Consider the following 13,888-nt stretch of genomic DNA (forward strand, 5'->3'; position numbering starts at 1 on the left):
CGGCGGGTAAGATCACGCGCGCTGCTGCCTGTCGATGACGGCATGCCCGGTTCGTCTCCTGATGGCATCGCCCGCCGAAAGGCGGTGCGCGGTGCTTTGGAGTGCGATCGGTTCTGGGCCGACCGACCCTCACCCCAACCCCGCTCCCGGTGGGAGAGCGGCTTCATTCGCTTGAAGGGATGTTTCGATGACGACGTTGTACGGATTGAATAACTGCGACACCTGCAAGAAGGCGACCAAGTGGCTGGACCGCTTCGGCGTGGCCTACACCTTCGTCGATTACCGCGAGCACAAGCCGACCCCGGAGACCCTGCTGGACTGGGCCGGCCAGGCCGGTGGGTTCGACGCGCTGGTCAACAAGTCCTCCACCACTTGGCGGCAACTGCCCGACAACAAGAAAACCCCAGGTTCGGATGCCGAATGGAAGCTGCTGCTGCGCGAGTATCCGCAACTGATCCGGCGGCCGGTGGTGGTAACCGACGACGGCAAGCTCAGCCAGGGCTTCTCCGACAACGGCTTCAAGCAGCGGTTCGGGGTGGCGTGACCGTCCGCCCGTACCGGGCCGACGACTGGGCGCGCCTGTGCGCCATCCACGACGCCGCGCGCCTGGAAGAACTGCAGGCGGCGGGGCTGCCGGAGGCGTTCCTGCCGCTGCCGATCGCGGCCGAGCGCGAAGGCTTGTTCGACTACCGCGTGCAGGTCGCAGAAGCGCACGGCCAGGTGCTCGGCTTCGTCGCCGACGACGGCGAGGAACTGGCATGGCTGTACGTGGATCCGGCCGCGCGCCGGCGCGGCGTCGGTCAGGCGCTGGTGGTCGCGGTGCAGGAGGCCAGCCCGACTGGCTTGACGCTGGAATTGCTGGAGGGCAATGCCGCGGCGCTGGCGTTCTACCTCGCCTGCGGTTTCGTCGAAACCGGCACGCACGGCGGGCGCATGCCTGGCAACGAAGCTTTCGCGGTGCGCGTGCAGTGCATGCGCTGGCCCGGCATCGTGCCGTAGCGACGGCCGGCGCCGCGACCGCGCACCCGTCCGGCGATCCTGGCCGATGCTTCGAATCCGCAAGTCCCGCTCGTACACTGCACGCCGTGCGCCGCCGGCACGCGACGCTGCCGCCGCCGAGCCGCATCGCGTCTCCCTCGTGTCTTCCAACGGTGTCCTTGCATGTCCGATGTCCTTGAACTCGCCTGCGACCTGATCGCCCGCCCATCGGTCACCCCCGACGATGCCGGCTGCCAGGCACTGATCGCGCAGCGGCTGCAGCGCGCCGGTTTCGCCATCGAGCGGCTGCGCTGCGACGAGGTCGACAATCTGTGGGCCACCCATCGCGGCGGCGACGGTCCGGTGCTGGCGCTGCTCGGCCATACCGACGTGGTGCCGCCGGGGCCGCGCGAGGCCTGGAGCAGCGATCCGTTCGCGCCGCAGGTTCGTGATGGCGTGCTGTACGGGCGCGGCGCCGCCGACATGAAGGGCAGCGTGGCCGCCTTCGTGGTCGCCGCCGAACGGTTCGTGGCCGCGCAGCCGCAGCACCCGGGCACGCTGGCGCTGCTGCTGACCAGCGACGAGGAAGGCGATGCGATCGATGGCGTGCGCCATGTGGCGCGGCTGTTCGCCGAGCGCGGCGAGCGCATCGACTGGTGCATCACCGGCGAGCCCTCGTCCACCGAGCGGCTCGGCGATCTGCTGCGGGTCGGCCGTCGCGGCAGCCTCTCCGGTGCGCTGCGCGTGCGCGGCGTGCAGGGGCACGTGGCCTATCCGCACAAGGCACGCAACCCGATCCACCTGGCCGCGCCGGCGCTGGCCGAGTTGGTGGCGCGGCACTGGGACGACGGCTACGAAAGCTTCCCGCCGACCAGTCTGCAACTCTCCAACATCCATGCCGGTACCGGCGCCAACAACGTGATCCCCGGCGAACTGCAGGTCGCCTTCAACCTGCGCTACACCCCGCACTGGGATGCGCCGCGGCTGGAAGCGGAGATCGCCGCGCTGTTCGATCGCCATGGGCTGGACTACGACCTGCGCTGGCACCGCAGCGGCGAGCCGTTCTACACCCCGGAAGGCACGCTGCGCCGGGTGGCGCGCGAGGTGCTGGGCGAGGTCGCCGGCGCGCCGCCGGAGGAGAGCACCGGCGGCGGCACCTCCGATGCGCGCTTCATCGCCCCGCTGGGCGCGCAATGCATCGAGGTCGGCCCGGTCAACGCCAGCATCCACCAGGTCGACGAGCACGTGCGCGTGGCCGACCTGGAGGCGCTGCCGGATCTGTACCTGCGCCTGATCGAACGGTTGCTGCGGTAACAGTTGCGCCGGCTCGCGCGCCGGGTTACGGTCGCCCCATGACCTCGCTGTCCGCCCTCCGCTCGAGCAACGCCAACGGCCGCAATAATGCGCTGGCGAATAATCGTGCGCGGCCGATGCGGGTCTGCGACTAGGCGCTACCAGAAACACCACGCCCAGCCACCAGAAAACCCGCATCGGCCGATGCGGGTTTTTTTGTGCCTGGGTGTCTCCCCTCCGCAACCACCACCCCACGATCAGGAGCTTTCCCATGTGTTCGATCTTCGGCATCTTCGGCCTGCAACCGGGCGACGACCTGCAGGCGCTGCGGCGGCAGGCGCTGGACTGCTCGCAGCGGCAGCGCCACCGCGGCCCGGACTGGAGCGGCGTGTATGTCGACGATGGCGCGATCCTGGTCCACGAGCGCCTGGCCATCGTCGATCCGGCCGGCGGTTCGCAGCCGCTGCTCTCCGACGACGGGCAACTGGCGCTGGCGGTCAACGGCGAGATCTACAACCATCGCGAGCTGAAGAAGGCACTCGCCCAGCCCTACGCCTTCCAGACCGGTTCGGATTGCGAGGTGATCAATGCGCTGTACCGCGAAACCACCCCGGACGCGCTGCTGAACCGCCTCAACGGCATCTTCGCTTTCGCGCTGTGGGACAAGGCCGCCGGCCGGGTGCTGATCGCGCGCGATCCGATGGGCGTGTGCCCGCTGTACTGGGGCCACGACGCGCAAGGGCGGCTGCGCGTGGCCTCGGAGATGAAGTCGCTGGCCGACAGTTGCGCCGACGTCGCCCAGTTCCCGCCGGGCCACTACTACGACAGCGCCAGCGGCGAACTCGTGCAGTACTACCGCAAGCCGTGGCGCGACTACGCGGCGGTGCAGGGCGTGGAGGTGAGCATGCAGGAACTGCGCGAGGCCTTCGAGCGCGCCGTGCATCGCCAGTTGATGACCGACGTGCCGTACGGCGTGCTGCTCTCCGGTGGACTGGATTCGTCGCTGGTGGCGGCGGTGGCGGCGCGCTTCGCGCGCAAGCGCATCGAGGAGAACGACGAGGCCGAGGCCTGGTGGCCGCGCCTGCACTCGTTCGCGATCGGCCTGAAGGGCTCGCCGGATCTGGCCGCCGCGGCGATCGCCGCCGAGGCGCTGGGCACGGTGCACCACGGCTTCGAGTACACCTTCGAGGAAGGCCTGGACGCGTTGCCGGAGGTGATCCGGCACATCGAGACCTACGACGTCACCACCATCCGCGCCTCCACGCCGATGTTCCTGCTGGCGCGGCGGATCAAGGCGATGGGGGTGAAGATGGTGCTCTCCGGCGAAGGCAGCGACGAGATCTTCGGCGGCTACCTGTACTTCCACAAGGCGCCGAACGCGCGCGAATTCCACGAAGAACTGATCCGCAAGCTCGATGCGCTGTACAACTACGATTGCCTGCGCGCCAACAAGTCGATGATGGCCTGGGGCGTGGAGCCGCGCGTGCCGTTCCTGGACGTGGAGTTCCTGGACGTGGCCATGCGCATGGACGCCCAGTACAAGATGGCCGGCACCCGCGCCGACGGCAGCAAGCGCATCGAGAAGGCGGTGCTGCGCGAAGCCTTCGAGGGCTATCTGCCCGAGTCGATCCTGTGGCGGCAGAAGGAGCAGTTCAGCGACGGCGTCGGCTACGGCTGGATCGATGGGCTGAAGGCGCATGCCGAGGCCCAGGTCAGCGACCGCGAACTGGCCGCGGCCGACAAGCGCTTCCCGGTGAACCCGCCGCAGACCAAGGAAGCCTATTACTACCGCAGCCTGTTCGAGCGCGTGTTCCCGACGCCGGCCGCGGCCGAGACCGTGCCCGGCGGCAAGTCGATCGCCTGCTCCTCGCCGGCGGCGATCGCCTGGGATGCCAGCTTCGCGACGATGGCCGATCCCTCCGGCCGCGCGGTGGCCGGGGTGCACGCGCAGGCGCTGGGGTGACCGGCGCCAGCCTGCTGGCGATCGCCGGGGTGCTGGCGCTGGGGGCGATCAGCCCCGGCGCCAGCTTCCTGCTGGTGGCGCGGCTGGCCGCGGGGCGCTCGCGCGCGGCCGGGCTCGCCGCGGCACTGGGCATGGGCGTGGGCTGCGCGCTGTTCGCGTTGGCGGCCTTGTTCGGCCTGCAGGCGTTGCTGGAGCGGGTGCCGGCGCTGCATCGCGCGGTGTCGGTCGCCGGTGCCGCCTATCTGCTGTGGCTGGCCTGGCGGGCGTGGCGGACGCCGGTGTCGCTGGCCGCCATCGCGCCGGAACAGCAGGTGCCGGCGGTGCGCTCGGCCTTCGTCATGGGCCTGTTGACCCAGCTCGGCAACCCGCAGACCGCGCTGGTGTTCGCCGTCCTGTTCGCCGCGCTGCTGCCGGCGCAGCGTGTGCCCGCCGAGTACGTGGCGCTGCCATCGCTGGCCTTCGCCATCGATGCGGCCTGGTTCGCGCTGGTGGCCGGGTTGCTGTCCGCACCGGCGCCGCGGCGCTGGTGGTTGCGCGCGCGGCGGCCGCTGGACCGGCTCAGTGCGGTGCTGATGAGTGGCCTGGGCCTGCGCCTGCTGTGGCGGGCGGTGTAGCCGCAAGCGCAGGCGTGTCGTGCTGCCCGGGTAGCGTGCGTGTTCGACGCCGGCGATGCGTGCCGCGGGATGCGGCTCCTTTCCGTGCGCCTCCCGCTACGCCGGATCCGCCGTCGGCGCCGCGCTGTCGAGGGCGCCGTGCACGGCCGCGATGGGGGCCGGCCCTGTGGCACTGTCCAGGCAGATCCGGTTCTTGCCGTCGCGCTTGGCCGCATACAGCGCACGGTCGGCACGCTTGAGCAGATCCGAGACGTCGCCGTCGGGATGCATGCGCGCGACCCCGGCGCTGAACGTGAAGGCCACGCCCTTGGCGCGGGTCTGGCGCACGCGTTCCAGCAGCCGCTGCAGCAGGGCATCGGTCTGCGCGTCGCTCATGCCGTCGAGCACGATGCCGAATTCCTCGCCGCCGAGCCGGCCGACCCGGCAGCCGTGCCCGAGCCGGGTCAGTTCGGCGGCCAGTGCGAGCAACACCGCATCGCCGACATCATGGCCATGGCGGTCGTTGACCTGCTTGAAATTGTCGATGTCCAGCATCGCGAACTGCAGCGTGCCGCGGCGACCGCGCTCGGCCGCCAGCGCATGCAGTTGCGCCATCAGGGCGCGCCGGTTGGCCAGCCCGGTCAGCGCATCGGTCTCGGAGATGCGCCGGTAGTCTTCCTTCAGGCGGTAGGTGATCAGCATGCTGCGCGCGAAGGTGCGGTTCATGGCCAGGCCGATCAGCGACACCGCGACGACCATCAGCCCCAGCAACATCGGGTCGCTGGCGGCCGCCGGTGGCAGCGCCCGACCGCTCAGCATGATCGTCCAGGTGTATGCCAGCGCCAGCAGGTAGTCGCGCGTGAACGGGAACAGCAGATTGATGCCCAGGCACAGGGTGACCGTGGTCGGCAGCCACCAGAATTCGCCGTGTGCGCCCATCTGCCGCAGCTCGATCTGATACGCCCACGACAGCAGCAGCACGTACAGCGCGCCGCTCAGGCGCCAGTGCCAGAAGCGGCGGACCAGCAGGGTGCAGGCGGCGGCGCCGAGCAGCGCGGCCAGCAGGATCAAATTGACCAGGCCCCATGGTCGCTGCAGATACGGATTGAACAGCAGCGTCGCGACCCAGATCGACAGGGTCAGCGCTTGGATGGCGGTGGTCGACCGGCCCAGCAGGTGGCGGATGTACTCCGGGTACGTCATGTGCTGCTCAACGGCGCGTCCCGGCCGGTTGGTGATGTGCGGACGCCGACGCGCACGCGCTGGATCGATGGCAGCTTATCGGCATGCCGGCGTGGCGGCTTGAGTGGTCGCAGTGCCTGCGGTTCAGGCTTTTGCTGCCGCACGCAGCGGCGGTGAGGCGCGGTGGATGTCTGCGCTGTCTGCGTCGGGCTGATGCGCGTGCACCACGAGCGAGTGCGCTGCGGGGCGGCGGCATGCGCCGCCCCGCGGGGGCTGTTGGTGCTGTGTGCTACAGCGACGTGGCGGCCGGCAGCGCGGGATCGCGCGCGAACGCCGCGGACGTGCTGGCCGACACCGGCGTGGCGCCGTCCAGGCGAAGGCTGCCGTTGCCCGCCTGCCGGGCGGCGGACAGCGCGCGGTCGGCGCGGGCGAGCAGGTCGGACAGTTCGCCGCCGGCCGGCAACGAGGCCATGCCGACGCTGCAGGTGAAGCTGGTGCCATCCACGCGCAGGCCGCGGATGCGCTGCTGCAGGCGCCGCACCAGTGCGCTCGCCTTGTCCTGCGACACGCCCTCGAACAGCAGGCCGAACTCCTCGCCGCCGAGGCGGCCGACGCGGCAACGCGGGTCCAGCCGCACCAGTTCCGTCGCCAGCGCCTGCAGCACCGCATCGCCGACGTGGTGACCGTGCTCGGCGCCGATCTGCTCGAAGTCGTCGATGTCCAGCATGGCCAACTGCACGGCGTGCTGGGTGCCGACCGCTGCCTGCAGGTCGGCCATCAGCGCGCGCCGGTTGGGGATGCCGGTCAGTGCGTCGGTCGCGGCCAGGCGCCGATAGCCTTCCTTCAGTGCGTGGTTGCTGCGCATGGTGGTGACGAAGATGCGGTTCAACGCGAACCCGACCATGGTCACCGCCGCCACCAGGATCTCCAGCAGCGGCAGGTCGGCGGAGGCCGGCACCAGGCTGTCGTGCCAGCCGAGCATGATCGCCCAGGTGCAGGCCAGCGCCAGCAGATAGTCGCGCGCGTGGCAGAACAGCACGCTGTAGCCCAGGCTCAGGGTCACCGCCACCGGCAGCATCCAGGCCAGGCCGGCGCCGCCCATGTGGTGCAACTGCAGCCGGAACGCGGCATCGAACGCGATCACCGACAGGAAGGCGCCCAGCCGCCATTGCCAGGACCGCCTGGCCATGCGCATGACCAGGCCGCTGCCGAGCATGGCGACGAACGCCAGCGCGTAGCGCGCGTCCAGTGGGTGGCTCAGGTAGGGGTTGCACAGCAGCAGCGCCAGCCACACGCACAGGGTCAGGCCCTGGATCGCCAGGATCGGCGTGTCGAGGGTGCGGCGGACATGAAGGTGGTAGTTCATCTGCTCTCCCAGAGCGCCGCGGCACTCCAGCGTCTGCGGCACGGCCGGTCGGTGGTCCAGCGCGGTCCGTCGGTCGCTGGGGCGTCGTCACCGGTTAGCGGCCGCTGCAGGCAGAGCTTTAATGGATGTGTCGCGGCGTGCGTGTCGTCCGCCTGGTCGTGGTCCGACACCCGCCTGGACGCGGCCGGGACTGCCGGTCACCCCGGTTCTGCCGCCACGCGCGGGCGGGCGCGCCCCGGCCGACCTGTTCAAGGCCGGCCGAGTGGCGTGCGCAGGCGCCGCGGCCGCGCGCGCTTACTCGAAGCGCACGCAGTGGCCGTAGCGTTCGGGCTGGATGTCGATGCCCGAGGCATCGGCCTGGTTGTTCTTGCGCCACAGATTGGGGCGGAACTCCGGGCCGGTGCAGTTGGCCGCGCTGTCCACGCCGATGGTGTAGGTGTAGGGGTTGCCGCGGAAGGTGTTGTTCTCGAAGGTGTTGTCCTGGCTCATGCTGTTGTCCCAGCACAGGATCTGCGGCGTGCGCTGGCGGATCGAGCAGGTCAGGTAGAGCCCGGCGCCCTTGTTGTCGATGAACTGGTTGCCCGCGAACAGGTTGCGCCGCGCGTCGGCCAGGTACACGCCCTGGCTGCCATTGCGCTCCAGGCGGTTGTCGCGGATCTCGCTGTCTTCCAGATGCTCGGTGGTGATGCCGGCGGCGACGTTGTCGTGGATCACGTTGTCGATCAGCTTGACCTTGGCGGTGCGGTTGAACGACACCCCGTCCCAGGTCGCGCCGGACACGTCGTTGTGCGCGATCAGCAGGTCGCGGCTGTCGAACTCGCTGAGCAGGCAGGCGCTGCGGCACTTGCTCACTCGCAGGTGGGTCAGCTGGATGTTCTGGCCGTTGCGCACCACCACCAGGCTGTTGCTCAGGTACGGGCGTTCGGGCATGAACTCCTTGTCGATGGTGCCGCCGACGATCTGCAACTGCTCCACGCGCACGTCGCGGATCGGCCGCATGGGGCGCTCGTTCTGGTAGTCGCCGATGACGATGGTGGGTTGCTGCACGTGGTCGCGCATGCGCAGCACGGTGCTGTCGCCCTGGCCGCGCAGGCGCAGGCCGTCGCGCTGGATCGAGATCAGCTTGCCGACCGGGAACTCGCCGGCGCTCAGGCACACGGTGGCGGGTTTGCCGTCGTTGGGGACGCGGTCGATCGCGGCCTGCAGATCGTCGCCGGGTTGGGCGCGCACGCTGCAGTCGGAGGCGGCCGCGGGCGCGTCGGCAGCCGGCGTGGCGCAGGCGGAAAACGACACGGCCGCGGCGAGCGGCAGCAACAGGGCGAGCAGGGGAGGGCGCTTCATCGGTAGGCAGACTCGGCAGTGGGGGAAGGGGGAAGGCAGGCCGGCGTATGCGGGCGGACGCCGGCGCGGAGCCGATCGCGGGTCATTGTGGTGCGGACGGGCTTAATGTCAGCGTGTACCGGGTCGGGCCGGGCAGGAACTTTGTGGCGCGGCCCTGCACCCAGTCGGCGTGGCCGGCGCCCCAGAACGGCGACAGCGGGTGGCCGCTCTGGCCGCCGGGCATGTGCACGATGCCCTCGGCCTCGTGGCCCGGTGCCACCACCATGCGCTCGGAGGCGCCGAACGCCGGGCGCTGCACCCGCGGCATGTCGTCGTCGCCGGGCAGCGGCGTGTCCGGCATGCACAGCCAGCCGCGCAGCGGCGCCGGCAGGCCCTGCGCCAGCGGATGGCAGATCGCCGCACGGTTCTCCTGGCCCCAGCGGCGTGTGTCCAGCGGGCCATCGGCCTGCAGGTGCGTGCGCACCTCGGCGGCGGCGTCTTCCAGCAGCGCCTGCCAGCTGCCGTAGCGGCGCGGCAGCAGGTGCAGCGGCTGTTGCTGCAGCAGCGGCCAGGCCACGCCTTCCAGTTGCGGCAGCGCCGGTGGCGCGGCATCGGCGTCCGATCCTGTAGGTGCCGGCGCGATCAGGCCGTCGCGGATCCGGGTCAGCACCGCCAGGCGCCAGGCGCGCACCAGGGTGTAGCTCACCGATCCGGTGCTGGCGCGGCCCTCCCAGTGCGCGGCCGCCTGCGACACGGCGTGCAGCGCCGGCGTGGCCGCGCCCGCGTCGCGTTGCTGCAGCAGCGCCCACCAGCGCTGCAGGAACAGGGCGCGGTCGTCGAGCTGGATCGCCAGCAACTGCGGTTCGTTCAGCCGCGGATGCAGGCGCAGGTCGTCGCGGATCTGCTGTGCGCGTGCGCCCAGCGCGTAGCCGCCGTCGCCGAGCGGTGCCAGTTCGGCGCCGCCGACCACGCGGGCATTGGCGGTCCACAGTTGCCCGTCGGCGGGATCGATGCGTTGCGGCGACTGGCTGGTGGACAGCGGCCATGGCACGCAGCGCGCCTCCGCCGGCACTGTCGCACGCACGTCGTGCATCACCGCATCGGCCGCGCAATGCGGGCCGCGCAGCGGCAGCGGGCCGAGCACGCGCCAGCCGATATGGCCGTCGCGGTCGGCCAGCACCAGGTTCTGCGCCGGCGTGGCGATGCGTTGCGCGCGGGCGAAGGCGTCGGGGAGGGACGTGGCGCGGGCGAAGTCGGCCAGCCCCAGATTCAGCGCACCCGGCAACTGCGCGGTCCAGCGCAACGCCAGCGCGCTGCCGTCGGGTTCGTGTTGCAGGATCGGGCCATAGGCGGTGTCTTCGACCTGCAGTTCGGTGTCGGGGGCGCCCGAGACCTTGATCCGTTCGCGATGCACGCTGACCGGCGTGCAGCCGGGCTGCGCCACCGCGGCGCACGGGGTGAGCCGGTACCAGTCGGCGGTATCGGCATAGCTGTTGGTGAACCCCCAGGCGACGTGACCGTTGCTGCCGACAATCACCGCCGGCAGGCCGGGCAGCGAGAATCCGGACACGTCCACGCGGCCGCCCGGCGCCTGCGCATCGGCATAGCGCAGGCGCACGCGGAACCACAGGCTGGGCGCGCGCAGGCCCAGATGCATGTCGTTGGCGACGATGGCGCGGCCGTCGGCGGTGCGGCTGCCGGCGATCGCCCAGTTGTTGCTGCCGGGCGCGCTGGTGGCGACCGCCTCGGTCGCGGCGGGGGCGGGCGCGCCCGCCAGGCGGCGCAGATCGACCTGATCGGCGGAGGGCAGCTCCGCGTCGCCGCGCACGCTGCCGTCCAGTGTCGCGTCCCAACTGCTGCCCTCGTGACGCAGCAGGGCGTACAGCGGCGCCGGCAAGCGCTGCTGCAGGCGATACAGGGCCAGCTTGCGCTCGAGTTGCTTGCCCTGCAGGTCGAAGTACATCGCCTGGCCGGCCAGCGCCGAATCCACAGGCTGCCAGTCGCGCGGCGCGGCGAACAGCATCAGGTAAGGCCACGGCCGTATCCGCAACGCGTGCAGGCCCTGGTTGACGCCGGCGCTGTAGGCCTGCAAGGCCGCCGCGTGCTGGCCGGCGAACGCGGCCAGTTGCGCGCTGCTGCGCGCGCGCAGGCGATGCGCCCGCCGTGCCTTGTCCACGTCCAGCGCGTGCGGACCGACCAGCTCGGACAGTTCGCCGGCGGCCGCGCGGCGCAGCAGATCCATCTCGAAGAAGCGTTCCTGCGCGTGCACGTAGCCGAGCGCGCGCATCGCATCGGCCTCGTCGGCGGCATCGATGGTGACCACGCCCAGCGCGTCGCGCTGGATGCTTGCCGGTGCGCGCAGGCCTTGTAGCGGGGCCTTGCCGTCGAGCGTGGCCAGGCTGCCGCGCAGCAGCAGCCAGATGCCCAGCGCCACGGCCGCCGTCAGCAGCAGCGACCCCAGCAGCAGGCGTTTCCATCGACCGCGCATCGTCTCTCTCCGGTGGGCAAGTCTCCGATTCTAGACACGACTGCGTGTCGTTCCCGCGTAGGCGCGGCACGCTGTGCGCGGGGTCACGCATCGTGGGTGGTGCGACTCGGGATGTGAATGATTCCGATTGGAACGCGGCGCGGCGGCATCGGGCACTATTGCGCCCTCAGTCGACCCCACGGAGCCCGCCCCATGAAGGGACACCCCGACGTTGTGCAATGCCTCAAGGAGCTGCTGCGCGGCGAACTGGCCGCGCGCGACCAGTATTTCATCCACTCGCGGCGTTACGAGGACCAGGGCCTGCTGGCGCTGTACGAACGCATCAACCACGAGATGGAAGAGGAGACCGAGCACGCCGATGCGCTGCTGCGGCGCATCCTGTTCCTGGAGGGCGACCCGGACATGCGCCCGCATGCCTTCGAACCCGGGCGCACGGTCGAGGAGATGCTGGAGAAGGATCTGAAGGTCGAGTACGAAGTGCGCGCCAATCTGGCCGCGGGCATGAAACTGTGCGAGCAGCACGGCGACTACGTCAGCCGCGACGTGCTGCTGGCGCAGCTGCGCGACACCGAGGAAGACCATGCATGGTGGCTGGAACAGCAGCTCGGCCTGATCAAGCGCATCGGCATGGCGCTGTACCAGACCTCGAAGATCGACGGGCACGTGTCCGGCAAGGACGCCTGATCCGTCCGTGCGCCTCCCACTTGCGGGAGGCGCCGATGCACTGAGCGGGACCCATCCCCGCCATCGCGGCCGTGCCATCGCCGGCCGCTTCTGACCCGCCGATCGTGCCGGTCGCCACAACTCTCGCTGGCCCGCACCGGCGCTGCCGACCTTCGCGGGCGATAGTGCGCATCGCGGTGTCGCGGTGGTTGCTGCTGCAGCAAGGCCGCAGCGACTGCCGACACGCCTTCTGCCCTTCTCGTTTCCTGACGCCGCCGATCGGGTTCGGCCGCGCGCGGCCGCGTCGCTGGATGGCGTGGCTGGCGCATTCGCTCGGTTCGCAGTGCGACGCCATGGCGATCGGGCGAGCCGATCTGTCGTCGCCGTCCTCGCCGATGGCTGTTGCAGCGCCGCAAAAATCGGCCGTCGCACGCATGTCGCTGCACACGCGAACCCTTGAAATCCAGGCGTTTGCGCGCCTCGCCACGTCCGCGGCAAAGGCCCTGCGGACAATGCTTGCAAAACGGTAGTGATCGCTATACGGTAGTTTTCACTACTTAATTGCGCGATGGCGAGGGGGCGTTCGATGCAGGCGAGTCCGGGAATCAGGCGGTACGGCGCGGTCGGTGTGGTGGTGGCGGGATGGCTGCTGGCGACCGCGCCGGCGTGTGCGGCGCCGGCCGCGGCGCAGGGGTTGTGGCTGACCGCGGCTAAGGACGCGGTGGTGGAGTTCGCGCCCTGCGCGGATGCGGCCACGGCCTTGTGCGGACGCATCGTCTGGGACAAGGACGCCGGCACCGCCACCGATACCTGCGGCGTGCAGATCGCGCGTCTGGGGCGCGAGGACGGCGATACCTGGCGCGACGGCTGGGCGTTCGATCCGCGCAGCGGCAAGCGCTACAAGGCCACGCTGCGCGCCAGCGGCAAATCGCTGGACCTGCGCGCCTTCGTCGGGGTGGAAGTGCTCGGCGAGACCGAACGCTTCACCCGCGTGCAGACGCTGCCCAGCACGCCGGTCTGCGCGACGTGATTCACCCGCCGCGCGCGCAACGCGCCGGCGTCATCGATGTGCGGGGCCAGCGACGGCCGCCGCGCGTCCCACCTTCCTCAGCGAACAGGGGAGATTGAGATGACCGCAGTCCGCTTCATGGCGACCCTCGCGGGCGCACTGGCCCTGCACGGCGCCTGCTGTGCCCAGGCTCAGGCCCAGCAGGCCGACGCCGATGGCATGGTCAATTACGAGTTCCAGAACCAGATCAAGCTGATGAGCGAGCAGCGTACGCGCGGCGTGTCCGACTCGCTGATGCGCCCATCGCTGAAGTGGACCACCCAGTTCGTGCACGCCAGTGGTTTCGTCGCGCTGCTGGAGGTGATCAAGGTCAGCAAGAAACAGTTCCTCGACGGCGACGGCCTGGGCATCACCGCCGCGGCCGGCTACCGCTTCGGCAATCCCGATGCCTGGCATGCGGGCGTCGGCCTGGCCACCGAGCGCTTCCCCGGCGCCAGCTTCCTGGCCCCGCACCGGATCGACCTGGAGACCGGAACGCCCGAGGACATCCGCCGCACCGACTACGACAGCAATTTCGGCGTGCTCGAACTCGGCTACGGCGCGGTCGAGGGCCGCCTGCTGTACGTGTTCTCCAAGACCTACCGCGGTGCCGATACCGGCGGCGTGTGCGCGCAGATCCTGCAGTTCGCGGCCGACCCGACGACGGCGCTGCGCTGCTTCGCCCGTGGCGAGCACGACTCGCGTGGCACCTTGCTGGGCGATCTCAACTACCAGACGCCGCTGCTGCCGTCGGTATTGCCGTCGACCACGCTGCGCCTGCACGCCGGCTACCAGAAGCTGCGCAACTTCAGCGAGGGCAGCTTCGCCGACTACCAGATCGGCGTCACCCACAAGCGCTGGGGCCTGGACTGGAACCTGGACTGGGTCAGCACACGGGTCAACGCGCACGAGCTGTATTGGGTGCAGGACGGCGCGCGCATCCGCAAGACCGACGGCGACACCCTGGTGGCCTCGATCGGCTACACGTTCTGAC

The 13,888-nt window shown here is 70.4% G+C and carries 13 protein-coding genes; 9 read left to right on the top strand and 4 right to left on the bottom strand.

Annotated features, from left to right (window positions below; translation table 11 throughout):
* Positions 1-187 precede the first annotated feature (187 nt).
* The 5 genes from SLW55_RS17760 to SLW55_RS17780 all read left to right on the top strand — a co-directional run bounded on the left by SLW55_RS17760 (position 188) and on the right by SLW55_RS17780 (position 4,848).
* A complete protein-coding gene (locus SLW55_RS17760; protein WP_267099326.1) occupies positions 188-544 on the top strand; it encodes an arsenate reductase in 357 nt (118 codons plus the stop codon).
* On the top strand, positions 541-999 hold the full coding sequence (locus tag SLW55_RS17765) for a GNAT family N-acetyltransferase (protein ID WP_320745497.1): 459 nt from the start codon (positions 541-543) through the stop codon (positions 997-999). Before SLW55_RS17760 ends, SLW55_RS17765 begins: the two co-directional genes overlap by 4 nt.
* Before the next feature lie 162 nt (positions 1,000-1,161).
* The gene (gene dapE / locus SLW55_RS17770; protein WP_267099324.1) at positions 1,162-2,292 is read left to right on the top strand and encodes a succinyl-diaminopimelate desuccinylase; all 1,131 of its coding nucleotides are present in this window, start codon (positions 1,162-1,164) and stop codon (positions 2,290-2,292) included.
* 250 nt (positions 2,293-2,542) lie between these two features.
* On the top strand, positions 2,543-4,234 hold the full coding sequence (gene asnB, locus SLW55_RS17775) for an asparagine synthase B (protein ID WP_267099323.1): 1,692 nt from the start codon (positions 2,543-2,545) through the stop codon (positions 4,232-4,234).
* Positions 4,231-4,848 (top strand): LysE family transporter, encoded by a 618-nt coding sequence (locus tag SLW55_RS17780; RefSeq protein ID WP_267099322.1) that lies wholly within the window; start codon positions 4,231-4,233, stop codon positions 4,846-4,848. Before asnB ends, SLW55_RS17780 begins: the two co-directional genes overlap by 4 nt.
* Before the next feature lie 96 nt (positions 4,849-4,944).
* Here the strand turns inward: SLW55_RS17780 and SLW55_RS17785 are convergent, their stop codons facing one another.
* The 4 genes from SLW55_RS17785 to SLW55_RS17800 all read right to left on the bottom strand — a co-directional run bounded on the left by SLW55_RS17785 (position 4,945) and on the right by SLW55_RS17800 (position 11,183).
* Complete coding sequence (locus SLW55_RS17785; protein ID WP_267099321.1) at positions 4,945-6,030, bottom strand: GGDEF domain-containing protein; 1,086 nt, start codon at positions 6,028-6,030, stop codon at positions 4,945-4,947.
* A 268-nt stretch (positions 6,031-6,298) separates the two neighbouring features.
* The gene (locus SLW55_RS17790; protein WP_267099320.1) at positions 6,299-7,375 is read right to left on the bottom strand and encodes a GGDEF domain-containing protein; all 1,077 of its coding nucleotides are present in this window, start codon (positions 7,373-7,375) and stop codon (positions 6,299-6,301) included.
* A gap of 294 nt (positions 7,376-7,669) precedes the next feature.
* A complete protein-coding gene (locus tag SLW55_RS17795; RefSeq protein WP_017914346.1) occupies positions 7,670-8,716 on the bottom strand; it encodes a right-handed parallel beta-helix repeat-containing protein in 1,047 nt (348 codons plus the stop codon).
* 82 nt (positions 8,717-8,798) lie between these two features.
* The gene (locus tag SLW55_RS17800; RefSeq protein WP_320745498.1) at positions 8,799-11,183 is read right to left on the bottom strand and encodes a penicillin acylase family protein; all 2,385 of its coding nucleotides are present in this window, start codon (positions 11,181-11,183) and stop codon (positions 8,799-8,801) included.
* Between the two features lie 192 nt (positions 11,184-11,375).
* Between SLW55_RS17800 and bfr the strand changes: the two genes are divergently transcribed.
* From bfr to SLW55_RS17820, 4 genes are all read left to right on the top strand, one after another.
* Positions 11,376-11,867 (top strand): bacterioferritin, encoded by a 492-nt coding sequence (gene bfr / locus SLW55_RS17805; RefSeq protein ID WP_026143459.1) that lies wholly within the window; start codon positions 11,376-11,378, stop codon positions 11,865-11,867.
* Between the two features lie 188 nt (positions 11,868-12,055).
* Positions 12,056-12,376, top strand: coding sequence for a hypothetical protein (locus SLW55_RS17810; protein ID WP_320745499.1), 321 nt, complete (start codon positions 12,056-12,058; stop codon positions 12,374-12,376).
* A 74-nt stretch (positions 12,377-12,450) separates the two neighbouring features.
* Positions 12,451-12,876, top strand: a complete 426-nt coding sequence (locus tag SLW55_RS17815) for a DUF2147 domain-containing protein (protein WP_267094595.1) — start codon at positions 12,451-12,453, stop codon at positions 12,874-12,876.
* Positions 12,877-12,993: 117 nt separating this feature from the next.
* Entirely contained in the window at positions 12,994-13,887 is an 894-nt protein-coding gene (locus tag SLW55_RS17820; protein WP_320745512.1) for a TorF family putative porin, read from the top strand.
* Position 13,888: the final 1 nt, after the last annotated feature.

The organism is Xanthomonas sp. LF06-19 (assembly GCF_034105425.1).
Classification (GTDB): Bacteria; Pseudomonadota; Gammaproteobacteria; order Xanthomonadales; family Xanthomonadaceae; genus Xanthomonas_A; species Xanthomonas_A sontii.